This window comes from Acidovorax sp. GW821-FHT09B03, from assembly GCF_059418305.1.
Genome location: NZ_JBWKPP010000005.1, coordinates 147314 through 170906, shown reverse-complemented (window position 1 = coordinate 170906; position 23593 = coordinate 147314). Strand labels below are relative to the sequence as shown.

21 protein-coding genes are annotated in these 23593 nt (G+C 69.7%); 13 read left to right on the top strand and 8 right to left on the bottom strand.

What is annotated here, in order from left to right:
* Positions 1 to 29 precede the first annotated feature (29 nt).
* Positions 30 to 683 carry a DsbA family oxidoreductase gene (locus AC07PA_RS11790; RefSeq protein WP_007860089.1) on the bottom strand — a complete coding sequence of 218 codons (654 nt, stop codon included), beginning with the start codon at positions 681 to 683 and terminating at the stop codon, positions 30 to 32.
* 175 nt (positions 684 to 858) lie between these two features.
* Between AC07PA_RS11790 and AC07PA_RS11785 the strand changes: the two genes are divergently transcribed.
* The 3 genes from AC07PA_RS11785 to AC07PA_RS11775 all read left to right on the top strand — a co-directional run bounded on the left by AC07PA_RS11785 (position 859) and on the right by AC07PA_RS11775 (position 4231).
* The gene (locus AC07PA_RS11785) at positions 859 to 1854 is read left to right on the top strand and encodes a YcjF family protein (protein ID WP_494605545.1); all 996 of its coding nucleotides are present in this window, start codon (positions 859 to 861) and stop codon (positions 1852 to 1854) included.
* A 73-nt stretch (positions 1855 to 1927) separates the two neighbouring features.
* Entirely contained in the window at positions 1928 to 3340 is a 1413-nt protein-coding gene (locus AC07PA_RS11780; RefSeq protein WP_494605543.1) for an SPOR domain-containing protein, read from the top strand.
* A gap of 129 nt (positions 3341 to 3469) precedes the next feature.
* Positions 3470 to 4231: an SGNH/GDSL hydrolase family protein gene (locus AC07PA_RS11775; RefSeq protein ID WP_494605541.1), complete on the top strand. Its 762-nt coding sequence runs from the start codon at positions 3470 to 3472 to the stop codon at positions 4229 to 4231.
* On the opposite strand, the gene boxA is transcribed toward AC07PA_RS11775, so the two are convergent.
* The 4 genes from boxA to AC07PA_RS11755 form a co-directional block, all read right to left on the bottom strand.
* Positions 4228 to 5502 (bottom strand): benzoyl-CoA 2,3-epoxidase subunit BoxA, encoded by a 1275-nt coding sequence (boxA, locus tag AC07PA_RS11770; protein WP_494605539.1) that lies wholly within the window; start codon positions 5500 to 5502, stop codon positions 4228 to 4230. The two genes, AC07PA_RS11775 and boxA, sit on opposite strands and share 4 nt — an antisense overlap.
* Before the next feature lie 112 nt (positions 5503 to 5614).
* Positions 5615 to 7042: a benzoyl-CoA 2,3-epoxidase subunit BoxB gene (gene boxB, locus AC07PA_RS11765; RefSeq protein ID WP_494605538.1), complete on the bottom strand. Its 1428-nt coding sequence runs from the start codon at positions 7040 to 7042 to the stop codon at positions 5615 to 5617.
* 31 nt (positions 7043 to 7073) lie between these two features.
* Positions 7074 to 8747 (bottom strand): 2,3-epoxybenzoyl-CoA dihydrolase, encoded by a 1674-nt coding sequence (gene boxC, locus AC07PA_RS11760; RefSeq protein ID WP_007860073.1) that lies wholly within the window; start codon positions 8745 to 8747, stop codon positions 7074 to 7076.
* Positions 8748 to 8925: 178 nt separating this feature from the next.
* Positions 8926 to 9864 carry a helix-turn-helix transcriptional regulator gene (locus AC07PA_RS11755; protein WP_057201674.1) on the bottom strand — a complete coding sequence of 313 codons (939 nt, stop codon included), beginning with the start codon at positions 9862 to 9864 and terminating at the stop codon, positions 8926 to 8928.
* A gap of 210 nt (positions 9865 to 10074) precedes the next feature.
* On the opposite strand from AC07PA_RS11755, the gene AC07PA_RS11750 reads away from it, so the two are divergent.
* The 4 genes from AC07PA_RS11750 to AC07PA_RS11735 all read left to right on the top strand — a co-directional run bounded on the left by AC07PA_RS11750 (position 10075) and on the right by AC07PA_RS11735 (position 14575).
* On the top strand, positions 10075 to 10569 hold the full coding sequence (locus AC07PA_RS11750; protein ID WP_494605535.1) for a 4-hydroxylaminobenzoate lyase: 495 nt from the start codon (positions 10075 to 10077) through the stop codon (positions 10567 to 10569).
* A 33-nt stretch (positions 10570 to 10602) separates the two neighbouring features.
* Complete coding sequence (locus AC07PA_RS11745) at positions 10603 to 12153, top strand: 3,4-dehydroadipyl-CoA semialdehyde dehydrogenase (RefSeq protein WP_494605533.1); 1551 nt, start codon at positions 10603 to 10605, stop codon at positions 12151 to 12153.
* Between the two features lie 62 nt (positions 12154 to 12215).
* On the top strand, positions 12216 to 13763 hold the full coding sequence (locus AC07PA_RS11740) for a benzoate-CoA ligase family protein (RefSeq protein ID WP_494605531.1): 1548 nt from the start codon (positions 12216 to 12218) through the stop codon (positions 13761 to 13763).
* Positions 13760 to 14575, top strand: coding sequence for an alpha/beta fold hydrolase (locus AC07PA_RS11735; RefSeq protein ID WP_494605529.1), 816 nt, complete (start codon positions 13760 to 13762; stop codon positions 14573 to 14575). The genes AC07PA_RS11740 and AC07PA_RS11735 overlap by 4 nt, the downstream gene beginning before the upstream one ends.
* On the opposite strand, the gene AC07PA_RS11730 is transcribed toward AC07PA_RS11735, so the two are convergent.
* Positions 14556 to 15248 carry a Crp/Fnr family transcriptional regulator gene (locus AC07PA_RS11730; protein WP_007860064.1) on the bottom strand — a complete coding sequence of 231 codons (693 nt, stop codon included), beginning with the start codon at positions 15246 to 15248 and terminating at the stop codon, positions 14556 to 14558. The genes AC07PA_RS11735 and AC07PA_RS11730 overlap by 20 nt on opposite strands.
* A gap of 129 nt (positions 15249 to 15377) precedes the next feature.
* Here AC07PA_RS11730 and AC07PA_RS11725 point away from each other — a divergent pair, with 129 nt between their 5' ends.
* Genes AC07PA_RS11725 through AC07PA_RS11710 form a run of 4 tightly spaced genes read left to right on the top strand, consistent with a single transcriptional unit; the run spans position 15378 to position 20147 of the window.
* Positions 15378 to 16301 carry a beta-keto acid cleavage family enzyme gene (locus AC07PA_RS11725; RefSeq protein ID WP_494605527.1) on the top strand — a complete coding sequence of 308 codons (924 nt, stop codon included), beginning with the start codon at positions 15378 to 15380 and terminating at the stop codon, positions 16299 to 16301.
* Between the two features lie 54 nt (positions 16302 to 16355).
* Complete coding sequence (locus AC07PA_RS11720; protein WP_145695834.1) at positions 16356 to 17357, top strand: Bug family tripartite tricarboxylate transporter substrate binding protein; 1002 nt, start codon at positions 16356 to 16358, stop codon at positions 17355 to 17357.
* A 14-nt stretch (positions 17358 to 17371) separates the two neighbouring features.
* Positions 17372 to 18313 carry a 3-hydroxyacyl-CoA dehydrogenase NAD-binding domain-containing protein gene (locus AC07PA_RS11715; protein ID WP_494605525.1) on the top strand — a complete coding sequence of 314 codons (942 nt, stop codon included), beginning with the start codon at positions 17372 to 17374 and terminating at the stop codon, positions 18311 to 18313.
* Positions 18314 to 18344: 31 nt separating this feature from the next.
* Entirely contained in the window at positions 18345 to 20147 is a 1803-nt protein-coding gene (locus tag AC07PA_RS11710; RefSeq protein ID WP_494605523.1) for a feruloyl-CoA synthase, read from the top strand.
* Here the strand turns inward: AC07PA_RS11710 and AC07PA_RS11705 are convergent.
* On the bottom strand, positions 20137 to 20967 hold the full coding sequence (locus AC07PA_RS11705) for a sulfite exporter TauE/SafE family protein (protein WP_007860047.1): 831 nt from the start codon (positions 20965 to 20967) through the stop codon (positions 20137 to 20139). The two genes, AC07PA_RS11710 and AC07PA_RS11705, sit on opposite strands and share 11 nt — an antisense overlap.
* Positions 20968 to 21078: 111 nt before the next feature.
* Between AC07PA_RS11705 and AC07PA_RS11700 the strand changes: the two genes are divergently transcribed.
* Entirely contained in the window at positions 21079 to 21843 is a 765-nt protein-coding gene (locus AC07PA_RS11700; RefSeq protein WP_494605520.1) for an AraC family transcriptional regulator, read from the top strand.
* Positions 21844 to 22013: 170 nt separating this feature from the next.
* Entirely contained in the window at positions 22014 to 22514 is a 501-nt protein-coding gene (locus AC07PA_RS11695; protein ID WP_035206192.1) for an HU family DNA-binding protein, read from the top strand.
* A 172-nt stretch (positions 22515 to 22686) separates the two neighbouring features.
* Here the strand turns inward: AC07PA_RS11695 and AC07PA_RS11690 are convergent, their stop codons facing one another.
* A complete protein-coding gene (locus tag AC07PA_RS11690) occupies positions 22687 to 23574 on the bottom strand; it encodes a LysR family transcriptional regulator (RefSeq protein ID WP_494605518.1) in 888 nt (295 codons plus the stop codon).
* Positions 23575 to 23593 lie beyond the last annotated feature (19 nt).

The window sequence follows — 23593 nt, the reverse complement described above, 5'->3', positions numbered from 1 at the left end:
TCAACAAAGGGCGCCGCGGCGCCCTTTCTTCATGCTTTTCCGGATGCGATCTGGCGCAGGGCCTGCTCGAAGACTTCGGGCGGCTGGCCGCCCGAGATCAGGTGGCGGTCGTTGATGATGATGGCCGGCACCGAGTGGATGCCCTGCTGCAGGTAGAACTGCTCGCGCTCGCGCACGGCGTCAGCGTACCGGTCCGATGCCAGCACGGCGCGGGCCTCGGCCTCGTCGAGCCCCACCCCGGCGGCCACGCGCGCCAGCACCTCATGGTCGCCGGGGCTCTGGCCGTCGGTGAAGTAGGCCTTGAACAGTGCATGCTTCAGGGCAGGCTGCTTGTCCCCCTCTTCCTCGGCCCAGTGCAGCAGGCGGTGGGCGTCGAAAGTGTTGTAGATGCGGCTGCGCTGCGCCATGTTGAAGGTGAAGCCCAGGGCCGCACCGCGCGCGGCGATGGCGTCGCGGTTCTTCTGGCTCTGCTCGGGCGTGGCGCCGTACTTCTCGTGCAGGTGCTCGGCGATGTCCTGGCCTTCGGGGGCCATCTGGGGGTTGAGCTCGAAAGGCTGGAAGTGCAGGTCGAGCGCAACGTCGCCCTTGAGGCGCTCGGCCGCCTGCTCCAGCGACTTGAGGCCGATGATGCACCAGGGGCAGGAGACGTCGGAGACGAAATCGATCTTGAGGGCTGTGGTCATGCGGTCACCAGAAGGTCAGATAGGTTGGCCAATATCCTAGGACGATTGGCGCGTCCTTGCAGCGGTACGGCCATTGGAGCCCCTGCAAGCCCCCACCGCAGTGATGGAAAAGCCCGGGTTTGCCACACTGCACCCCTGTCCTGCCACCCATGGCTTCCTCAGGAGCCACGCCACCATGCAAATCGACCAGCAGCAATCCATCCTCACCATCGCCCTGTTCGCCGCCTTCGCCGATGGCCACAAGGGCGACAGCGAGCGCGAGGAGATCCGGCGCATCGCCCAATCGCTGGCGCAGGACGCGCCGGCCATCGACCTGCCGCGCCTGGTCCAGGACGTGCTGCTGCAGCGCACCAGCGCCCAGGCCGCCGCCGCGGCGCTGACCGAGCCGGGCCTGCGCCAGCTGGCCTACGAAATGGCGGTCTGCGTCTGCGACGTGGACGGGCGCCAGACAGAGGCCGAGCGCGCCTTCCTGGCGCAGCTCAAGGGCTGGCTGCAGCTCGGTGACGGTGACACCGCGGCCTTCGAGCAGCAGGCCGATGCCCTCGTGGAAGTGGCCGAGCGCGCTGCCCCCATCGCGCGCGGCCTGGCGCCCGTGGCCGTGGGCACGGCGGCCGCGGCGGCCCTGCCCGTGCGCGGCGCTGCAGCGCAGGTCTCCGACGCCGAACTGGACAAGAGCATCCTGAACTACGCGCTGCTGTGCGGCGCGCTGGAGCTGCTGCCGCAGTCCTGGGCGTCGATGGCCATCATCCCCATGCAGGTCAAGATGGTCTACGCCGTCGGCAAGGCCCATGGCGTGGAGCTGGACCAGGGCCACATCAAGGATTTCATCGCGGCGGCCGGCGTGGGCATGGCCTCGCAGTACATCGAGCAGTTCGGCCGCAAGCTGCTCGGCGGCCTGCTGGGCAAGGTGGCGGGCCGCACCATCGGCGGCATCGGCCAGGCGGCCACGGGCATGGCCTTTTCGTTCGCCACCACCTACGCCCTGGGCCAGGTGGCCAGGCGCTACTACGCAGGCGGCCGGGTGATGAGCACGGCCGTGCTGCGCGAGAGCTTCCAGGGCATGCTCGGCCCGGCCAAGGACCTGCAGGCCCAGTACCTGCCGCAGATCCGCGAAAAGGCGGCGACCCTGGATGCAGCCAAGGTCATGTCCATGGTCAGGGGTGGCGCCTGATCGACCTTTGAACCGCCAATCTGGCGGCCACTTCCCTCTTTTACAGGGGCCATGGCCCATGCCAGAATCGGGCATGCCCTTGACACTGGACCCTGCCAACGCCATAGCACCCATGTCGCTGGACTCTCCGTCGGACAACGCCATGACGGCGCTGTACCGCGTGGCCCTGGGCCCGGTGAATACCGAGCACTACCTGCCCATCTTTGCGCGCTTCGACGATGCGGGGCGCACCACCACCACCTGGAACTGGCCGGCCGCGCTGTTCACGCTGAGCTGGCTGGTGTTTCGCCAGCTGTGGGGCGCAGCCCTGGTCTATGTGGCCGCGGCCGAGGGGCTGGCGCTGCTGGTCTTCGGCCTGGGCCGGCAGTTCCTGAACTGGCCCCAACCGGTGGAGTGGGGCATCCTGGCGGCCATCGCGTTGTTCAGTTGCGCGCTGCCCGGGCTGTTCGCCAACGCCGTGCTGCACACCGAGATCCGCAAGCGCATTGCGCGCGCCCTGTCGGCCTCGCGCACCGTGCCCGAGGCTGCAGCGCTGCTGGAGCGCCAGGCCAGTTCACGCCAGCGGCTGAGCAGCGTGGTCATCGGGCATGTGGTCGTGGTGGCCACGGCCCTGCTGGCCTACATGCTGTTCCCGCCGGGTGGCGCGGCGGAGCCTGCCAGGGCTGCCGCCCCGGCCACCTTGGCCTCTTCTGCCCCTGCCGCCCCGGCATCCAACCCCACCTCCGGGCTGGCCGCCGTGTCGGTGCTGCGCAGCGCTGCCTCTGCGCCGCCCGCCCCATCGGAAGCACTGGCACCGCCCAGCGCCGCGGCCCCCGCCAGCGCGCAGGCCGCCTCCTCCGCGCCCGCGGGCAGCACCGCCGTGGCGTCCGCACCCGCCCCCGTGGCCGCGCCCACCGCGGCATCACGCCGCCAGCCGGCCAGCAGCCCCGCGGCCGCTGCGCCGCCCGTGCCACCACCGGCCCCGCCGGCAGCCAAGGCCGCGCCACCGGCCGCCGCTGCCGCTTCCGCCCCAGCCCCCAAGGCGACGGCACCGGCCGCCACCGCCAGCAAGCCGGCACCGTCGGCCGCTCCAGCGCCCGCAGCTGCCACATCGGCTGCGGGCACCAAGGCCAAGGCCGGCAGCCCGGCCACCCCAGCGTCCAAACCCGCGGCGCCTGTTGCCGCGGGCAAGGCCGCCAGCAAGGCATCCACCCCTGCACCGGCGCGGCCGCCCGCATCGGCGGCCAGCGACCCCGAACTCGCCATGGTGGGCAGCGCACCGGGCTTCTACATCAACGTCGGCCTGTTCGCCGAAGAGGCCAATGCGCGCAAGACGCAGTCGCGCCTGCTCAACGAAGGCCTGCCGGCCTTCCGCCAGCCGCTGGAAAGCGCCAAGGGCACCCGCATCCGCGTGCGCGTGGGCCCCTTCGACTCCAAGGCCGAGGCCGACACGGCCGCGCAGGCCATCCAGCGCATGGGGCTGGAGGCCGTGGTGTTCAAGAAATAGGCCCCGCACGCAGGAGCAGACCGGCGTGGCCCCGCGTCCTACGCACAGGCATTGAGGCAGCCGACATCCAGCGCCGGTTTCGGCGCGTACTCTGCAGTATCGACCTGTGTCGCCCTGCACCATCGCCCCATGCCCACCCCTGCCCACCAGCCCCCCCTTCACGCCCTGCGGCCCCGCTGGTGGACCTTGGCCGCCATCGCGGCAGGCGCCCTGCTGCTCACGGGCTGCGCGCCCTGGCGCCTGATGACGGCCTCGGACCTGGCCAAGGCCTCGCGCCCCTACACCGCCCAACCGGCCCAGCCCGAGCGGCGCATCCTCGTGGTCGGCGACAGCACGGCCGTGGGCACCGGCGCAGCCCGCCCCGAGGACAGCCTGGCCGGGCGCATCGGCATGGCCCACCCGCGCTGGCAGATCGACAACCTGGCCTCCAATGGCGCCAAGTTCGAGGACGTGCAGGGCCAGCTCGAGCGTGCCGGCACGGGCTATGACCTGGTGCTGGTGCTCGCCGGTGGCAATGACGTGATCCGGTTGACGTCGGAACAGCAGCTGCACGGCCACATGGAGCAGGCCATCCGCACGGCCAAGGCGCGCGGCAGGCAGGTGGTGCTAATGCCCTGCGGCAACGTCGGCCATGCGCCCCTGTTCGTGCCGCCAGTGTCATGGTTCATGGAAAGCCGCTCCAAGCGGCTGCATGCCACCGCGCAGACCGTGGCCCTCGACAGCGGCGTGCGCTATGTGCGCCTGCTCAAGCCGCGCGCACAGGACCCGTTCGTGCAACGTGCCGACGAGCTGCATGCGGCCGACGGCCTGCACCCGAGCAGCGCAGGCTACCAGCAGTGGTACGAGGAGCTGGTCAAGCAGGAAGGCCTGGCCAGCTTGACGGGTGGCTAGTACGTCTCCAGATGCAGGCGCCCTTCGCGCGCCAGGGTGGCCGCCAGGGCCTCCCAATCCAGGCCCGCATCGGCCGCCACGTCGCGCAGGGCGAGCACCACGCCCTCTTCCATGCTCTTGAGGCCGCAGACATAGAAGTGGCTGTTGCCGTCGCGCAGCAGCCCGGCCAGGTCGGGTGCGCGCTCGCGCATCAGGTCCTGCACATAGCGCCGGGGCTGGCCCGGGGTGCGCGAGAAGGCCAGGTTGATGTCGATGAAGTCCTTGGGCAGGCTTTGCAGCGGGCCGAAGTAGGGCAGCTCCTGCTGCGTGCGCGCGCCAAAGAACAGCATCAGCTTGCCGCCCTCGAACTTGCCGCTCTTGCGCAGGCGCCGGCGCCACTCGGTCATGGCGCGCATGGGCGCGCTGCCCGTGCCGGTGCAGATCATCACCACATGCGACTTGGGGTGGTTGGGCATCAGGAAGGAGTGGCCGAACGGCCCCACCACCTCCACCTTGTCGCCCACCTGCAGGTCGCAGACGTAGTTCGATGCCACGCCGCGCACCGGGGTGCCGTCGTGGTCGGAGGTGACGCGCTTGACGGTGAGCGCCAGGTTGTTGTAGCCCGGCCGCTCGCCGTTGCGCGCGCTGGCGATCGAATACTGGCGCGCATGGTGGCGCTTGCCCAGGGCATCGGTGCCCGGGGGAATGATGCCGATGGACTGGCCCTCCAGCACCGGAAACGGCAGGCTGCCGAAGTCGAGCACCACGTGGTGGGTCTCGCTCTCGAAGCCGGCCTCGGTGCAGTTGAAGTTGCCGACCACGGTGGCCGTGGTAGGCGCCTTGGGCGGGTAGAGGTTGGTGTAGGCGTGCGCGGCCGACCAGGGCGGCACGGTGGCGCCGCGGTGCAGGGGCGGCTGGGGCTGCACGCCGGGTTCTGCCGTGGCCACGGCGGCGGGTGCAGCGGCAGGGGCCTTTGCGGTGTCGGCATCGACGCCGGCGGCCGCCAGTTCCTCGGGCGAGAGTTCGGCGGGCAGCGACTCCCAGGTCAGCTGCTCCTCGATGGAATAGGCGCGCACCAGCGGCATGGTGCGCCAGTTGTCGATGGAGCCTGTGGGGCACGGCGAGATGCAGGCCATGCAGCCATTGCAGATGTCGGCGCGCACGACGTAGTTGTTGTCATCGTGCGTGATCGCGTTGACGGGGCAGGTCGCCTCGCAGGTGTTGCAGCGGATGCAGATTTCCGGGTCGATCAAATGCTGCTTGATGACCCCGGCTTCAACGGCCATGTCCATATGGTTCTCCTGTGTCACCCCCCACCAGGGGGTTGGGATGGGGCGTCTGGTTTTCGTGGGGCCTGCCCTCATCCCTGCCCTCGTTCATACCCCGAGGGCGTTTCTTTGTCCATCAGCCGAAACGCACGTACTCGAAATCGACCGGCTGGCGGTTGATGCCCATCACCGGCGGCGCGATCCAGCCGGCGAACTGGCCGGGCTCGACCACACGGCCCATGAGCGACGCGACGAAGGCGAAGTCCTCGGGGCTGGGCAGCCATTCGTCCTTCTTGGCGGCCCATTCCATCTCGTTGACCACGCGGCCTTCGGGCGACATCTTGATGCCCGCGAGCGCGCCGATCTGGCGGTTGAAGGCCTTGTGCGGCACCACCAGGCGGGTGGGGATTCCGGCCTTTTCCAGCACCTTGTTCCAGCGGCCCACGCCGGCGACCGAGTCCTTGATGAAATCGTCGCGCAGCACCTCGTTCAGGGCGTTGAGCATGGGCACTTCCTTCTCGAGGAGCTGGCCGTCACGCACCTCCAGCACCTTGTAGGTCTGGCCCTTGAGCACGTGGTCGTCGGTGCGCTTGCCCTCCTCGTAGCGGCCCTTGAGGCCCGAGCTGTAGAAGATGGCGGCGTTGCTGGACTGGTCGGCACCGAACAGGTCGATGGTGACGCTGTAGTGGAAGTTCAGGTAGCGCTGCACCGTGCCCAGGTCGATGGCGCCGGCGGCACGCACCTTCTGCGGGTCGTCGGTCTTGAGCTCGTTCATCACCTGGGCAGTGCGGGCCAGCACGCGCGAGACGCCGCTCTCGCCCACGAACATGTGGTGCGCCTCTTCGGTCAGCATGAACTTGGTGGTGCGCGCCAGCGGGTCGAACGCGCTTTCGGCCAAGGCCGAAAGCTGGAACTTGCCATCGCGGTCCGTGAAGTAGGTGAACATGAAGAACGCCAGCCAGTCGGGCGTGGCCTCGTTGAAGGCCCCCAGAATGCGCGGGTTGTTCTCGTCACCCGAGGTGCGCTGCAGCAGGGCCTCGGCCTCTTCGCGGCCGTCGCGGCCGAAGTGCTTGTGCAGCAGGTAGACCATGGCCCAGAGGTGGCGGCCCTCTTCCACGTTGATCTGGAACAGGTTGCGCAGGTCGTACATGCTGGGCGCCGTGAGGCCCAGGTGGCGTTGCTGCTCGACCGAGGCGGGCTCGGTGTCGCCTTGCGTCACGATGATGCGGCGCAGGTTGGCGCGGTGCTCGCCGGGCACGTCCTGCCAGGCCTTCTCGCCCTTGTGGTCGCCGAAGTGGATCTCGCGGTTGGCATCGCCCGGGTTCAGGAAGATGCCCCAGCGGTAGTCGCGCATCTTCACGTGGCCGAACTGGGCCCAGCCCTGCGGGTCCACGCTCACGGCGGTGCGCAGGTAGACCTCGTGGTTGGTCGAGCCCTCGGGGCCCACGTCGTCCCACCAGTTGATGAAGTTGGGCTGCCAGCCTTCGAGCGCGCGCTGCAGGGTGCGGTCTTCGCCGAGGTTGACGTTGTTGGGGATCTTCTCGCTGTAGTTGATCGTGCTCATCGTTGCTCCTTGGATGGTTGGGGCGGCGGGGTCAGACGCGGTTCAAGTCGAAGCCGGCCTTCTCGCCGGTGCCGTAGACCTTGAGCGCGCCCTTGTCGCCCACGGCGTTGGGTCGGTTGAAGATCCAGTTCTGCCAGGCGGTGAGCCGGCCGAAGATGCGCGTGGCCATGTTCTCCTTGCTGGCAAAGCGCAGGTTGGCTTCCAGGCCGGTCAGGGCGTCGGGCGACATGGCGGCGCGTTCCTCGATGGCCATGCGCAACTCGTCGTCCCAGTCGATGTCGTCGGGCGCAGCGGTCACGAGGCCCAGGGCCAGGGCCTCGTCGGCGTCGAGCGGCTTGCCGGCCGCGGCGCGCGCGGCGTCCAGCGGTGCGGCCTCTTCATAGAAACGGCGCTGCAGGCGGCTCTGGTCGTTGACCATGGGGAAGAAGCCGAAGTTGAATTCGTTGAGCGTGAGCTTGGGTGCACGCTCTGCATCGTCGGGCAGGGCCAGCATGTAGGTGCGGTCGGCCGCGAAGGCCAGCTCGGCCAGGGTGCCGGCGAAGCACGAGCCCTCCTGCACCACGGCGAACAAGGTGCGCGAGGACACGTCCAGCCGCGCCAACGCGCGGCGCAGCGCGCCGATGGTCTCGCGCACCAGCCAGTGGTCCTGGTGGGCCAGCATCACGGCGTCGGAGGCGAGCACGGCCTTGGCATCGCCCTCGGTCTTGAGCAGCCAGGTGCCGATGTCGAGCTCGTTGGTGCGCAGGTTGAGGATGGCATCGTCGAGCTCGCGCGCCAGGGCCAGCGGCCACCAGGCCGTGCCGGCCGCCTCGATGGCGGCGATGTCGGCAGGCTGCGCGCCGCTGGGCGCCTTCACGGTGAGGGTGGCGGTGCGCTTGGCGCGGTCGATCTGCACCTGCACGTGGGAGTAGCCCAGGCTGTCGACACCGTCTTCGCGCTCCAGGCGGGTCAGGGCCACGCCCTTGGCACCGGCCGGGCGGTCGCTGCCCGCAGCAAGCTGCACGGCGCGGTCCTGCACGGCGGCAGCGAACTGGGCGGGCTTGGCCACCGCATCCACCAGGCGCCATTCCACCGCGCGCTGGCCGCGCACGCCTTCGACACTGGTGCAGAAGATGTCGGCCAGGTCGTGGCGCACGTGGCGCTTGTCGGTCACGCGGGTCAGGCCGCCGGTGCCGGGCAGCACGCCCAGCAGCGGCACCTCGGGCAGCGAGACGGCGGACGAGCGGTCGTCCACCAGCAGGATCTCGTCGCAGGCCAGGGCCAGCTCGTAGCCGCCGCCAGCGCAGGCGCCGTTGACGGCGGCCAGGAACTTGAGGCCCGAGTGCTTCGACGAATCCTCGATGCCGTTGCGCGTCTCGTTGGTGAACTTGCAGAAGTTCACCTTCCAGGCGTGGCTGGAGACACCCAGCATGAAGATGTTGGCACCCGAGCAGAAGATGCGGTCCTTGCCGCTGGTGACGACCACGCTGCGCACCCCGGGGTGCTCGAAGCGCACGCGGTTGAGCGCGTCGTTGAGCTCGATGTCCACGCCCAGGTCGTAGCTGTTGAGCTTGAGCTTGTAGCCGGGGCGGATGCCACCGTCCTCGGCGATGTTGAGCGACAGACGCGCAACGGCGCCCTCGACGCTGAGCGACCAGTGGCGGTACTGGCCGGGTTCGGTGCGGTAGTCGACGCGCGCCGGGGCGCTGGTGGTGGTGGCGGTCATGGCATGTCTCCTGTGGGGCCGGTAGCAGCTGCAAACCTCGGAACAAGAAAAATAATGCAGCTTTTGATTTCAGTGACATGCATCATGCTGCATGTTTACGGACGCGTCAATGCCTGGAGTACTCTTTTTCGTTGCGAAAGGTGTGGCGGCTACGGCCCGCCGGTGGAGGGAGCGCCGCTCAGGAGGCGCTCATGGACTGTCTGGCCACCGAGCGCAGTCCTTGGAACGCCTGGGCCAGGCTCTTGCCGCTGGTATCCACCGAGAGGTCGGCCTTGGAATAGAAGGCCGCGCGCCCGCTCAGGATGCGGCGCAGGTCGTCCATGGCCTCCTTGCTGGCGGCCATGGGGCGGGTGTCGCCCTGCGCGGCCACACGGCCCATGTGCTCTTCGGGCGCGGCCTGCAGCCACACCGTGGTGCAGTGCGCCAGCAGCTCGTTGAAGGTGGCCGGGTCGGAGACGATGCCGCCCGGGGTGGCGATGACCACCTCGCTGTAGATCTGGATGGTTTCCTCGAGCGCGCGGCGCTCGTAGCGGCGGTAGGCGTTGGTACCGTAGAGGTCGTGGATCTCACGCACGCTGCAGCCTGCCAGCTTCTCGATCTCGCGGCTCAGCTCCACGAAGGGCAGTTCCAGGTCGTCCGCCAGCATTTGGCCCAGCGTGGACTTGCCCGCGCCGCGCAGCCCCACCAGGGCAATGCGGCTGTGCCGGGCCGGGTCGACCGAGGCCGTACCCAGCAGTTCGCCCAGCGCCAGGCGCACACGGCGCAGGTCGGCCTCGCTGCGGTTTTCCAGCAGCTCACGGATCAGCAGCCACTCGGGCGAGCTGGTCGTGACATCGCCCACCAGCTCGGCCAGCGAGCAGTGCAGTGCACCCGCCACCTGCTGCAGCACCAGGATGGAGGCATTGCCCGTGCCGTACTCCAGGTTGGCCAGGTGGCGCTCGGACACATCGGCCGCAATCGCCACGGCCTTGCGCGTGAGCCCGCGCTGCGCGCGCAGGTTGCGCACGCGCTCGCCCAGCGCCGTCAGCAGCGGGTTGCGGGCCTCGCCGCCAGGCGCCGCAGCGCCGTTGCCGTCGATGGGCGCAGTGGCCAGCACTGCGTCGTCTTGCTCATTCATGCGCGTCCTTGTTCACACCACCCGATTGTCTGCGGTCCGGCAGCCCCAATAAATATGCACTATAGTGCTTGACGAAGATCACTCAGAGGTTTATCTTCCCTGTGCACGCAAGATACTGCACGTCGCGCGATCCTGCAAGGCAATCATTTTCCGTGGCAAGCGGCGCACAGACGCCCTGCCCAGCCCGCCTTTCCCCTGAAAGCCCGCCCCATGATGACGCCCGCCACCACCCCCTCCAGCAAGGATGCCTTCCACGCCCTGTTGGCCGACCTCACCGCGCAGCTCGAAGGCCGGCCGCTCGATAAGGCGCTGGACCAGTGGCTCAACACCGCCCACGGTGCCGGCAGCGCCACCTATGCGCAGCTGCGCGACGCCTGCCTCACCGGCGTGGCCGAAGGCTGGCTGTGCGAGCGCGAGGGCGGCGGCATCAAGTACGGCCGGGTGTTCAAGGCCGAGGACGCGCTGCATCGCTTTTCGGTGGACGTGGTCGACATGCAGGACCTGGCCGGCCCACACCACACGCACCCGAACGGCGAGATCGACCTGATCATGCCCATGGCCGACAGTGCCGCCACCTTCGATGGCCGGCCTGCGGGCTGGTGCGTCTACGGCCCCGGCACGGCCCACCGCCCTACCGTGGCCCAGGGCCGCGCGCTGGTGCTCTACCTGCTGCCCGAAGGCCAGATCCAGTTCACGCGCACCTGAAATCCGTTCGCCCATCTTCTTCCATATATATCCATGACCGAACTTCTCTCCAACTACGCTGCCGGCCGCTGGCAGGCAGGCACTGGCAACGGCACGCCGCTGTTCGACCCGGTGCTGGGCAACGAACTGGTGCACGTGGACGCCACCGGGCTCGACCTGGCCGAGACATTCAGCTTTGCGCGCCAGCAAGGGGGTGCGGCGCTGCGCGCGCTGACCTACCGCGAGCGCGCGGCGCTGCTGGCCGCCATCGTCAAGGTGCTGCTGGCCCACCGCGATGCCTATTACGAGATCGCCACGGCCAATGCCGGCACGGTGAAGAACGACTCGGGCGTGGACATCGACGGCGCCATCTTCACCCTGGGCCAGTACGCCAAATGGGGCGACGCCCTGGGCGATGCCCGCGCGCTGCGCGACGGAGATGCGGCCCGACTGGGCAAGGACCCGGCCTTCCAGTCGCAGCACCTCTCGGTACCCACGCAGGGTGTGGCGCTGTTCATCAATGCCTTCAACTTCCCGTCCTGGGGGCTGTGGGAAAAGGCTGCGCCGGCCCTGCTCTCGGGCGTGCCGGTCATCGTCAAGCCCGCCACGGCCACGGCCTGGCTCACCCAACGCATGGTCAAGGACGTGGTGGACGCGGGCGTGCTGCCTGCGGGCGCGCTGTCGGTCATCGCCGGCAGCTCGGCCGGGCTCATGGACCAGCTGCAGCCCTTCGACGTGGTGTCGTTCACGGGCTCGGCCGAAACGGCCGGCGTGATCCGCTCGCACCCGGCCGTGGCCCGGCGCTCGGTGCGCGCCAACATCGAGGCCGACAGCCTCAACAGCGCCGTGCTGCTGCCGGGCGAGGCCCCGGGCAGCGAGGCCTTCAACCTGCTGGTGCGCGAGGTGGTGCGCGAAATGACGGTGAAGTCGGGCCAGAAGTGCACGGCGATCCGCCGCATCCTGGTGCCGGCCGAGGTGTACGACGCCGCGGCCGAGGCCATTGGCGCCAAGCTCGCCGGCATCAGCGTGGGCAACCCGCGCAACGAGGGCGTGCGCATGGGCTCGCTGGTCAGCCGGGCCCAGCTGTCTGCCGTGCGCGAAGGCCTGGCCGCGCTGCAGGCGCAGACAGCCGTGCTGCACGACGGGCGCGACCGGCCGCTGGTGGATGCCGACCCGGCCGTGGCCGCTTGCATCGGCCCGGTGCTGCTGGGCGCGCGCGATGCCGATGCGGCGCAGGCGGTGCACGACGTGGAGGTCTTCGGCCCTGTGGCCACGCTGCTGCCCTACCGCGACAGCGCGCATGCCATCGCGCTCACGCACCGGGGCCAGGGTTCGCTGGTCACCTCGCTCTATGGCAGCGACGAAACCGCACTGGCGCAGACCGCACTGGCCGTGGCCGCCAGCCATGGCCGCGTGCATGTGGTCACGCCCGATGTGGCGCAGGCGCACAGCGGCCACGGCAACGTGATGCCCATGTCGCAGCACGGCGGCCCGGGCCGCGCGGGCGGCGGCGCGGAGCTGGGCGGCCTGCGCGCGCTCGATTTCTACCACCAGCGCACGGCCGTGCAGGCCAGCCCTGGCGTGCTGGCGGCACTGGGACTCTGACATCCACACAAGACGCGACACACAACGCGCATCGACCCGAGAGGCCCCAAGGAGACAACACCATGAGCCTGCCCCCACGATTCAATTTCGCCCAGCACCTGTTCGACCTGAACCGGGACCGCGCGCAGCGCACGGCCTACATCGACGACCGCGGCAGCCTGGCTTACGGCGCGCTCGAAGACCGCGCCCGTCGCCTGGCATCGGCCCTCGCCAGCGCCGGCGTGCGCCGTGAAGAGCGCGTGCTGCTGCTCATGCACGACAGCAGCGACTGGCCCGTGGCCTTCCTGGGCTGCCTGTACGCGGGCGTGGTGCCGGTGGCGGTGAACACCCTGCTCACGGCCGATGACTACGCCTACATGCTGGACCACAGCCGCGCCCAGGCGGCCATCGTCTCGGGCGCGCTGCTGGCGGTGCTGCAGGACGCCATGGGCCGCGCGCCGCACGAGGTGCGCACCCTGCTCGTCTCGCAGCCCACCGGGCCGCTGCCCGAAGGCGCGCAGGACTTCGATGCCTCGCTGGCGCAGGCCACGCCGCTCGCTGCGCCGGTCAGCACCGCGGCAGACGACCCCGGCTTCTGGCTCTATTCCTCGGGCTCCACCGGCAAGCCCAAGGGCACGGTGCACACCCATGCCAACCTGTGGTGGACGGCCGAGCTCTACGGCAAGCCCGTGCTCGGCCTGACCGAGGACGACGTCTGCTTCTCGGCCGCCAAGATGTACTTCGCCTACGGCCTGGGCAATGCGCTGACCTTCCCGCTCTCGGTGGGCGCCACCGTGGTGCTGATGGCCGAGCGGCCCACGCCCGACGCCACCTTCCGCCGCTGGACGCAGCACCGCCCCACGGTGTTCTTCGGCGCGCCCACGGGCTTTGCCGGCATGCTGGCCTCGCCCGCGCTGCCGACACGCGAGGCCGTGGCGCTGCGCATGTGCTCGTCTGCCGGAGAGGCGCTGCCGGGCGAGATCGCCCAGCGCTTCAAGGCGCATTTCGGCTGCGAGATCATCGACGGCATCGGCTCCACCGAGATGCTGCACATCTTCATCTCCAACCGCCCGGGCGACGTGCGCTACGGCACCACCGGCAAGCCGGTGGAGGGCTACGAGGTGGAGCTGCGCGGCGAGGACGGCCGCCCCGTGCCCGATGGCGAGGTGGGCGACCTGTACATCCGCGGACCGAGCGCGGCGCTGATGTACTGGGCCAACCGTGAGAAGTCGCGCGAGACCTTCCAGGGCGGCTGGACCAAGAGCGGCGACAAGTACACGCGCGACACCGACGGCTACTACACCTACGCCGGCCGCAGCGACGACATGCTCAAGGTCAGCGGCATCTACGTCTCGCCCTTCGAGGTGGAGGCCACGCTGATGCAGCACCCCGCCGTGCTCGAATCGGCCGTGATCGGCGTGCAGGACGGCGAGGGCCTGACCAAGACCAAGGCCTACGTGGTGCTCAAGCAGGGCCACCAGGTGGACGCGCAGGCGCTGCAGGCTTTCGTGAAAGAGCGCCTGGCGGCCTACAAGTACCCCCGCTTCATCGAGTTCATCGAGGAGCTGCCCAAGACCGCCACCGGCAAGATCCAGCGCTTTCGCCTGCGCGAGAAGGAGGCCCGCGCGTGACGGCGCAGGCGTCGTCTCCCGCCACGGGGTTCGCCAGCATCGCCTGGCGCGGCCGCACGGTGCACATCGAGCACCAGTGGATCGAGCCCGAGCGCAGCGCTGCCCCGCTGCTCGTGTTCCTGCACGAGGGCCTGGGCTCGGTGGCGATGTGGAAGGATTTCCCCGAGCGCCTGTGCAACGCGGCCGGTGTGCGCGGCCTGGTGTTCTCGCGTCCGGCCTATGGCCGCTCGACCCCGCGCGAACCTGACGAAACCTGGGACGTGGACTTCATGCACCGCCAGGCGCACGAGGTGCTGCCCGCTTTCTTCGAGGCGCTGGGCATCACCGAGCCCCCCTGGCTGCTGGGCCACAGCGACGGCGGCTCCATCGCGCTGCTGTACGCGGCGCGCTTCCCCGATGCAGTGCGCGGCCTGGTGCTGATGGCGCCGCACATCTTTGTGGAAGACGTGACCATCGCCAACATCGAGATCGCACGCGATGCCTACCAGCGCACCGACCTGCCCGCCAAGCTCGGCCGCTACCACGATGACGCCGACTCGGCCTTCTGGGGCTGGAACCGCATCTGGCTGCACCCGCCCTTTCGGCAATGGAACATCGAGGCCGAGATCGCCGCCATCCGCGCGCCGGTGCTCGCCATCCAGGGCGTGGACGACGAGTACGGCACGCTGGAGCAGATCCGCGGGATCGCGCGCCGGGTGCCGGGCACAACGCTGCTGGAGCTGCCCGCCTGCGGCCACTCGCCGCACCGCGACCAGCCCGACGCGGTGATCGCTGCGGCCACGGACTTTTTGCTCACTCCACGTAGCGCCTGAGCCCCGGCAGGTCGAGCACGGTGATGCCGCCGTACTCGATCTGCAAAATGCCCGACTCCTGCAGCCGCTTCAACGCCGCATTGCAGCGCTGGCGCGACACGCCGGTGAGGTTGGCGATCTCCTCCTGCGAGATCTGCAGGTGCCGGTCCATGCCAGGGTAGAGAAACGGGTGGAACAGCCCAGCCAGCGCGCGCGCCACCTGGCTGTCGGTGTCGAGCAGGTGGTGGGCCGTGAAGGTGCCCAGGAACCAGTGCATGCGCTCGTTGATCTGGCGCAGCAGGAAGTGGTCGAAACTGCGCTGCGTGGCATGCAGCCACGAGAAAGTCTCCACCGGCAGCACCGCCACGCGGCTGGGCCGCAGGGCGATGATGTCGGCCGTGCGCGGCAGGGCGCGCAGCAACGTGCCCTCGCCGAACCAGCTGCCGGCCGACAGGCCGCCCAGGGTCACGGCGCGGCCATCGGACGAGGTGACGGACCACTTGAGCAACCCCTCGATGGCGCCGTACCAGTGCAGGGGCACGTCGCCGCGGCGGCACAGCGCACCGCCCGCGGTCACCTCCACCTCGCGCACATCGTCGAGCACGCGCTGCTGCGCGGGTGCATCGAGCAGCGGGAACCAGGCCGACGCAGCCAGCAGGCTGGTGGTGGAAGGCCGTGTCGCAGGGGGTGACAAAGTGGGTTTCTCCCGGAAAAAGCACTGGCCCCGCGTATACCCTGCCCTCAAATGTCATCGCGATGACTGAGTGGAAAGGTGCCCAGAAAAACAATGCGGAGCACCCCGCAATTCTCCACCAGGACCCCGATGAGCAAGCGCAAAGTCATAGTCACCATCGCCCCCACGGGGGGCATGGCCCACAAGTCGCAAAACCCCCACCTGCCCACCCAGCCGGCCGAGATCGCCGACGACGTGGAGCGCTGCTGGAATGCCGGCGCCAGCGTAGTGGCGATCCATGCCCGCCGGCCCGACGACGGCGCCACCTGCGACGCCAACGTGTACCGCGACATCAACAGCCGCATCCGCGCCAAGGGCTGCGACATCGTGCTCAACAACTCCACCGGCGGCGGCGTGCACGGCGACATGGTCAAGCCCCTGCCCGGCGGCCGCTGGGAGATCGCCTGGAAAGAGCGCATCAAGGGCATGGACGCGGGGGCCGAGATGTGCACGCTGGACGCGACCACGCTGAACCTCTCCTTCGACGGCCGCGAGATCCTGATGGACACGCCGCTCAGCCGCGGGCGCGAACTGGCCGCCGGCATGAAGGCGCGCGGCATCAAGCCCGAGTGGGAGGTGTTCAGCCCCACCCACATCCTGCAGGACACCACAACGCTGATCGAGGAGGGGCACGACGGCGACGGCCCGCACTTCATCAACCTGGTGATGAACGTGCACCGCGCCTTCCAGAACGCCATGCCCTACTCGCCACGCTTTCTGCAGATGATGGTGGACACGCTGCCCAGGAACAGTTTGTTCTGCGTGAGTGGCATCGGCCCCTCGCAGCTCGAAGCCAACGTCGCCGCCCTGCTGCTGGGCGGCCATGCGCGCGTGGGGCTGGAGGACAACCTGTACTTTCGCCAGGGCGAGTTGGCCACCAACGTGCAGCTCACCGAGCGCATCGTGCGCATCATCCGCGAGCTGGACATGGAGCCCGCCACGCCGGCCGAGGCCCGCGCGCTGATGGGCCTGCCGCGCGTGGACGGCCCGCGCCCCGAGTTTGCCCTGGGTTGACCGACCCGGGGCATTGAACCGACCACCCCAAGACCACAACGAGGAGACATGACGATGACGACACACACCACCCGCCGCCACTTCCTGGGCCACCTGGGCGCTGCTGCTGCGCTGGGCTCGCTCTCGCCCCTGGCGGCCTTCGCCCAGGGCATCGAGCAGGTGAAGATCCTCTACGGCTTTCCGGCCGGCAGCTCGGGCGACAGCGTGGCCCGCCGCGTGGGCGAGAAGCTCGCGGGCTCGGCCTACACGCGCAATGCCGGCGTGGTGGAGAACAAGCCCGGCGCGGGCGGGCGCATCGCGCTCGAATCGCTGCGGGGCGCAGCGACCGATGGCAGCGTGCTCACGCTCTCGCCGTTCTCGTGCACCTCGATCTATCCGCACATCTACAGCAAGCTCAGCTACGACCCGGTCAAGGACTTCGTGCCTGTGTCCATCGCGGCCATCATGCACCACGGCCTGGCCGTGGGACCGCTGGTGCCGGCCTCGGTGAAGACGGTGAAGGACTTCCTGGCCTGGGCCAAGGCCAACCCGGGCCAGGCCAACTACGGCTCGCCCGCGGCGGGCTCCACGCCGCACTTCATCGGCGCGCTGCTGGGCATCAACAACGGAGTGGACCTCAAGCACGTGCCCTACCGCGGCTCGGTGCCCGGAGTGACCGATGTGGTGGGTGGCCAGATCGCGGCGATGGTGACGCCGAGCGGCGACTTCATCCCCAACCACAAGGCGGGCAAGCTGCGGCTGATCGCCACCTCGGGCAAGGCACGCTCGCCGTTCTCGCCCGAGGTCGCGACCTTTGCCGAACAGGGCTTTCCCGAGCTGACCACCGAGGAATGGTTCGGCTTCTACGCGCCGGCCAAGACGCCGGCCGCCGTGGTGGCCGCGGCCAATGCCGCGATCAACGCAGCGATCAAGGAAAAGGCCGTCATCGACAGCCTGGCCGTGGTGGGCCTGATCGCCCAAGGCTCCACAGCGGCGGAAATGGCGGCCTCGCAGCACGCGGAATTCGACCGCTGGGGCCCTCTGGTCAAGAAAATCGGCTTTACGGCCGAGTCCTGAAAGGAGCCCCCCGCATGGATTCGACCGTGGAGCGCGTCGCCGTGGTGGCCACCGGTGTCATCGGCGCCAGCTGGGCCGCCTATTTCCTGGCGCGCGGGCTGGACGTGGAGGCGACCGATCCCTCTCCCGGCGCCGAGGAGCGCCTGCGAGAGGCCGTGGCCGCCCATTGGCCCACGCTGGAACGCCAGGGGCTGGCGCCGGGCGCCAGCCTGTCACGCCTGGCCTTCCACGCCCGGCTGGAGGATGCGGTGGCCACGGCCGACTTCGTGCAGGAGAGCGGACCGGAACGCGCCGACTTCAAGGCCGACCTGTTTCACCAGATCGATGCCTCTGCGCCGGCGCATGCCATCCTGGCGTCGAGCTCCTCGGGCCTGTCGGTCACAGCCATGCAGGCGCTGTGCGCACGGCCCGGGCGCGTGGTGCTGGGCCACCCATTCAACCCACCGCACATGATTCCGCTGGTGGAGGTGGGCGGCGGGGAAAAGACCACGCCCGAGGCCATCGCGCGCGCCATGGCCTTCTACACCGCCATCGGCAAGCGCCCCATCCAGGTGCGCCGCGAGATCAAGGGCCACATCGCCAACCGGCTGCAGGCCGCGCTGTGGCGCGAGGCCTTCCACCTGGTGAACGAGGGCGTGGCCACGGTGGCCGACATCGACACCGCCATTGCCCAGGGCCCCGGCCTGCGCTGGGCTCTGATGGGCCCGTTCATGAACCTGCACCTCTCGGGCGGTGCGGGCGGCGTGGCCCACGTGCTGGCCCACCTGGGCGGCCCCATCGAGAGCTGGTGGCAGGACCTGGGCACGCCCGCGATGACCGAGGCCTTGAAGCAGCAGGTGGTGCAAGGTGTGGCCGAGGAACTGGGCGAGCGCAGCACCGAGGACCTGGCGCGCACGCGCGATGCCCTGCTGCTGGACCTGATCCGCGCCAAGCAGTCGTCGGCACACCTGGATTGAGTCCAGCCCCACAACGACAAGAGACCACACGATGCACCCCGACTTCGTCGACGACCCCGCCGAACTGGCACCCTCCCGCACGGTGCTCACCCCTTTGGCCGATGGCGCCTTCACCCTGCACTCGCCCGAGCCGCTGGGCCCCTACGCGCGCTGCGTGGGCGAGTGGCTGGAGCGCTGGGCGCGCGAGACGCCCGACGCCCTGGCGCTGGCCGAGCGCGACGACAGCGGCGCAGACTGGCGCCACCTGAGCTACGCGCAACTGCGCCAGGCCGTGGGGGCGGTGGCCCAGTCGCTGCTCGACATGGACCTGCCCGCGGGCCGGCCCATCGCCATCCTCTCGGACAACGCGGTGGACCATGCCGTGCTGATGCTCGCCGCCATGCACATCGGCCGCACGCCGTGCTCGCTGTCGAGCGCCTATGCGCGCTCGCGCGACCCGGGGCGCCTGCACAGCATGCTGGCGGCGCTGGACCCCTGCCTAGTCTATGCGTCGGACGCCCGCGCCTATGCACCAGCCTTGGAAGGCTACACCGGCAATGCCAGGCAGGTCTTCAGCCGCAATGCCCAGGAGGTCCCGGGCGCCCTCGGTTTTGCGCAACTGCTCGCGGGCCGGGAAACGCCGGCGGTGATGCAGTCCTTCGAGGCGATCACGCCCGACGACCATGCCAAGTACCTGCTGACCTCGGGCTCCACCGGCCGGCCCAAGGTGGTGATCAACACCCACCGCATGCTCTGCGCCAACCAGCAGATGATTGCGCAGACCTGGCGCTTTCTCGACCATGAGAAGCCGGTGCTGGTGGACTGGCTGCCCTGGAGCCATACCTTCGGCGGCAACCACAACCTGAACATGGTGCTGTGCCATGGCGGCGCGCTCTACATCGACGAGGGCCGGCCCGCACCCGGCCTGATCGAGAAGACCGTGCGCAACCTGCGCGAGGTGCGGCCCACCCTGCTGTTCAACGTGCCGCGCGGCTTCGACATGCTGCTGCCCGCGCTGGAGGCCGACCCGGCCCTGGCCGCCGAGGTGTTCTCGCGCCTGCGCCTGGCCTTCTATGCGGCGGCGGCGCTCGCGCCCTCCACCTGGCAGAGGCTCGAAGCCGTGGCCGCGCGCGCCCGGCCCACGCAGCCGCTGTGGCTCACCACCTCCTGGGGCGCCACCGAGACCGCCCCGGCGATCACCACGGCCCACTGGCGCATGCAGGGCGCGGGCTGCATTGGCGCGCCGCTGCCCGGGCTCACGCTCAAGCTGGTCCCCAATGGCGGCAAGCTGGAGATGCGTGTCAAGGGCGTGTCGGTGTTCCCGGGCTACCGCCATGCGCCGCGCGAGACGGCGGCAGCGTTCGACGAAGACGGCTTCTACCGCATCGGCGATGCGGGCACCCTGGCCGATGCCGAGCGGCCGGAGCGCGGCGTGGTCTTCAACGGCCGCGTGGCCGAGGACTTCAAGCTGTCCACGGGCAGCTGGGTCTCGGTGGGCACGCTGCGCGTGGAGCTGGTCTCGCAGCTGGCGCCGCTGGTGCAGGACATCGTGCTCACCGGGCACGACCGCGATGAGGTGGGCATGCTGGTCTTCCCATCGGCCGCCGGCGCGGGCGAGAGCGAACGGCTGGAACAGGCCCTGCGCGCCGTGATGCAGGCCCGGCGCGATGCGGGCGCGGGCTCGTCGCAATGCCCCACGCGGGCGCTGGTGCTGCGCACGCCGCCCGACGCGGATGCGGGCGAGATCACCGACAAGGGCTACATCAACCAGGGCGCGGTGCTGGCCCAGCGCGAGGACGACGTGCACGCCCTGCACGCGACACCGCCGCGCGCGGACGTGGTCGTCAGCGCATGAGCATGGCCAGCAGCACCACCGCGAGCAGCGCCAGGTAGACCTTGGCGTGCAGCCCGTCGGGCAGGCGACCTACGAAGCGCCCACCCAGGCGGATGCCGAGCCAGGAGCCCACGACCAGCACGGCAAAGGCCCTGAGGTCGACGAAGCCGGCATGCCAGGCGCCCAGCGGCACGGGCTGGTCCCAGGCCAGCAGCACGTAGGTGGCGGTGCCGGCCAGCGCCACCGGCAGCGACAGCGGGTTGGCCGCGGCCGTGGCCTGCACCATGGGCGCACCGCGCCGGCGCATGAGCGGCACGGTCATCACGCTGCCGCCCACGCCCAGGAAAGCGGCAACCGCCCCAATGACCAGCCCGAGCAAGGCCGTGAGCGGACCCGAGGGCCGCGGCCTGGCCGCCTGCTGGGCCTGGGCCACGCGCGGCCGGATGAAACCCGGGCGCAGCAGCCCGTCGAGGATGGTGAGCGCCAGGTACACGACGAAGGCCCAGCGCACCCAGTCGCTGCGCAGCACGCTGGCGGCAGCCGCCCCCGCCACCGCGCCCACGGCGATGAAGACCAGCAACGGCCGCACCTGCGCCCAGTCCACATTGCCGGCGCGGTGGTGGCGCCGCGTGGCCAGCCCTGCACCGACGATCATCACGCAGGTGGAGGTGGCCACCGCGACCTGCATGGCCGACTGGCCGACCGCGCTGTCCGCCCCGTGCAGGTGCACCAGCGTGCGGTAGAGCACGGGCACGACGACAAAGCCGCCACCGAAGCCGAAGAGCACGGTGGTGACACCGGCCAGGGTACCGAACACGGCCAGGACCAGGTAGAACTCCATGCGCACATCCTCCCATTGCTGCGAACACGGTGCCAGCTTAGGCAGGAATGGCTTGGCCGGCTTTCGCCGCCAGGTCAATAATGTTTGCGTTTCAGCCATCCACCCAGGCCCATGCGCAACATCCCCCTGCACACCGTCGACGCGGTGGACCGGCCAGTGCTGGCCATTGCCACCGACTACCCTGCCGGCACCCTGCTCGACACGCACAGCCACCGGCGCGCGCAGTTTCTCTACGGCGCCACGGGCACCATGGAAGTCGGCACCGGAGATGGCGCCTGGGTCGTGCCGCCCAGCAGCGGCGTGTGGATACCAGCGGGCAAGCCGCACCGCGTGCGCATGGTGGGGGTGAGCACGCGCAGCCTGTACATCGAGCCGCGCGCCGTGCCACGGCAGGCCCGCCAGTGCGAGGTGCTGCAGGTCTCGCCACTGCTGCGCCAGTTGCTGCTGGACTCGGCCGATCTGCCGGCCGAGTACGAGCAGCGCGGGCGCGACGGCGCCCTGGTGCAACTGGTCCTGCACGAACTGGAGCGCGCGCCGGTCCTGCCCTTGTTTGCGCCCATGCCGCAGGACCCGGCGCTGGCAGCGCTGTGCGCGGGCTTCCTGCACCAGCCCGATGTGCATGCCTCGCCTGCCCACTGGGCGCGGCAGCTGCACAAGAGCGAGCGCAACTTCACCCGCTTCTTTCGCCTGCAGACCGGCATGTCGTTCGGCGCGTGGCGCCAGCAGGCCTGCCTGCTCGCCGCGCTGTCGCGCCTGTCGCGCGGCGACGCCGTGACCACGGTGGCACTGGACCTGGGCTACGAGAGCCCGGGGGCCTTTTCCACCATGTTCCGCAAACGGCTGGGGCGCCCACCCTCGGAGTTTCTGGTGGCGTGATGGCGCAAAAGCGGCCGCGCAAGCGTTGTAAAAATCACGCTGCGCAAAGGCCGCTGAGGTTCTGCGGTCTTGTCCTATAGCATTCGTGCGCGCAGTGCTTCTAAAATCGCGCACCTCCTTGCATATGCGAGGGGGCCCATTGCAACTCTCGAAAACAAAGAATCAACATCATGGCAACTGCAAAGAAAACCACCGCTGCACCCAAGGCAGCACCCGCAGCGAAGAAGGCTGCAGCACCCGTGGCCAAGAAGGCCGCGGCACCTGTCGCCAAGAAGGCAGCGCCTGCTGCCAAGAAGGCCGCAGCACCTGCAGCGAAAAAGGCTGCACCCGCCGCAGCGGCAACGCCTGCAGCGCTCAAGCCCATCAAGGCCGCCTTCAACAAGACGACCCTGGTGGCCCACCTGGCCGAGCAGTCGGGCGTGGACCCCAAGGCCGCCAAGGCCGTGCTGGCAGCGCTCGAAGCCGCCATCCTGGGCTCCGTGCACAAGAAGGGCTCCGGCGAATTCACGCTGCCTGGCGTGCTGAAGATCGGCCTGCAGCAAGTGGCGGCCAAGAAGAAGCGCTTCGGCAAGGACCCGTTCACCGGTGCCGAGCGCTGGTTCCCCGCCAAGCCCGCCAGCGTGAAGATCAAGACCCGCGCGCTCAAGAAGCTCAAGGACGCAACGGCCTGATCGGCCCCATCCCTGCGCACCGTGCAGCCCCCGGCCGCATGGGGCGCAGAGAAAAAAGAAGAGGCCTGCAACGGGTGTTCCCGGAGCAGTCGTTTCAGGTTTCTGATCAAAAGCCCAGGCGATGCAGATGCATTGCCCGGGCTTTTTTCTTGCCTGTCTCCATCCCTTGCGATCACACCTGGCGCTGCTGCCTCAGCACGTCCAGCACATGCTGCGTGGCCTTCTCCAACATGCCGGCACGGTGGGCCAGCCCCAGGGGGCGCCAGAGCGCAGGGCGCAGCGCCAGCATGCTGATGCGCGGGTCCGGTGGCGTGCTGGCTGCCGCCTCGTGCGGCAGCAGCGTGGCGCCATAGCCGGCGGCCACCAGGCTCTTGATCGCGTCGTTGTAGTTGAGCTGGATGCGCGCCCTGGGCTGCTCGCCGGCCAGCGCGAACCACTCACCCGTCAGGCGCGAGAGGCTGGTGCCTTCGTCGTTGAGGATCAGCGGCTGGCCCGCCAGCCAGTGCGGCGTGGCGCGCGTCGGCGCCTGCCACTTGGCGGGCACGAAGGCCATGACCGGGTCGCGCCGCCAGGGCTCCACCTGCACCCCCTGCACGGTGGGCTGGGGCAGCGCCACCAGGCCCACATCGAGCGTGCCACCGGCCAGGCGGACCATGGTGTCCTGCGAGGTCAGCACCGCCACCTGCACGTCGATGTCCGGGTGCTCCCGGCCCAGCACCTCCAGCGCCTGCGGCAGCAGGTGGGCGATGGCGCCGGTGGAGGCCCCGAGCCGCACCCGGCCCGCCAGGCCCTGCACCTGGCGCTGCACCAGGGCCAGGGTTTCATCGGCATCGGCCAGCAGGCGCCGGGCGCGCTCGACCAGGGCCTCGCCCACGCCGGTGGCGCGCACCTCGCCGCGCTTGCGCAGCAGCAGCGGCGCGCCCACCTGCGCCTCCAGGTCGGCCATGTGCAGGCTCACTGTGGGGGCCGCCAGGTGCAGCACGCGCGCGGCCTCGGCAAACGATCCCAGGTCGGCGATGGTGACCAGGGTGCGCAATCGGTCCAGGTTCAGTTCACGCATGTCGTTCAGAAATCCTGAT

Excerpts from the sequence above, each read along its gene's own strand:
- AC07PA_RS11790 (WP_007860089.1), bottom strand. The coding sequence starts at position 683 with ATGACCACAGCCCTCAAGATCGATTTCGTCTCCGACGTCTCCTGCCCC.
- AC07PA_RS11785 (WP_494605545.1), top strand. The coding sequence starts at position 859 with ATGCAAATCGACCAGCAGCAATCCATCCTCACCATCGCCCTGTTCGCC.
- AC07PA_RS11780 (WP_494605543.1), top strand. The coding sequence starts at position 1,928 with ATGCCCTTGACACTGGACCCTGCCAACGCCATAGCACCCATGTCGCTG.
- AC07PA_RS11775 (WP_494605541.1), top strand. The coding sequence starts at position 3,470 with ATGCCCACCCCTGCCCACCAGCCCCCCCTTCACGCCCTGCGGCCCCGC.
- boxA (WP_494605539.1), bottom strand. The coding sequence starts at position 5,502 with ATGGACATGGCCGTTGAAGCCGGGGTCATCAAGCAGCATTTGATCGAC.
- boxB (WP_494605538.1), bottom strand. The coding sequence starts at position 7,042 with ATGAGCACGATCAACTACAGCGAGAAGATCCCCAACAACGTCAACCTC.
- boxC (WP_007860073.1), bottom strand. The coding sequence starts at position 8,747 with ATGACCGCCACCACCACCAGCGCCCCGGCGCGCGTCGACTACCGCACC.
- AC07PA_RS11755 (WP_057201674.1), bottom strand. The coding sequence starts at position 9,864 with ATGAATGAGCAAGACGACGCAGTGCTGGCCACTGCGCCCATCGACGGC.
- AC07PA_RS11750 (WP_494605535.1), top strand. The coding sequence starts at position 10,075 with ATGATGACGCCCGCCACCACCCCCTCCAGCAAGGATGCCTTCCACGCC.
- AC07PA_RS11745 (WP_494605533.1), top strand. The coding sequence starts at position 10,603 with ATGACCGAACTTCTCTCCAACTACGCTGCCGGCCGCTGGCAGGCAGGC.
- AC07PA_RS11740 (WP_494605531.1), top strand. The coding sequence starts at position 12,216 with ATGAGCCTGCCCCCACGATTCAATTTCGCCCAGCACCTGTTCGACCTG.
- AC07PA_RS11725 (WP_494605527.1), top strand. The coding sequence starts at position 15,378 with ATGAGCAAGCGCAAAGTCATAGTCACCATCGCCCCCACGGGGGGCATG.
- AC07PA_RS11720 (WP_145695834.1), top strand. The coding sequence starts at position 16,356 with ATGACGACACACACCACCCGCCGCCACTTCCTGGGCCACCTGGGCGCT.
- AC07PA_RS11715 (WP_494605525.1), top strand. The coding sequence starts at position 17,372 with ATGGATTCGACCGTGGAGCGCGTCGCCGTGGTGGCCACCGGTGTCATC.
- AC07PA_RS11710 (WP_494605523.1), top strand. The coding sequence starts at position 18,345 with ATGCACCCCGACTTCGTCGACGACCCCGCCGAACTGGCACCCTCCCGC.
- AC07PA_RS11705 (WP_007860047.1), bottom strand. The coding sequence starts at position 20,967 with ATGGAGTTCTACCTGGTCCTGGCCGTGTTCGGTACCCTGGCCGGTGTC.
- AC07PA_RS11700 (WP_494605520.1), top strand. The coding sequence starts at position 21,079 with ATGCGCAACATCCCCCTGCACACCGTCGACGCGGTGGACCGGCCAGTG.
- AC07PA_RS11695 (WP_035206192.1), top strand. The coding sequence starts at position 22,014 with ATGGCAACTGCAAAGAAAACCACCGCTGCACCCAAGGCAGCACCCGCA.
- AC07PA_RS11690 (WP_494605518.1), bottom strand. The coding sequence starts at position 23,574 with ATGCGTGAACTGAACCTGGACCGATTGCGCACCCTGGTCACCATCGCC.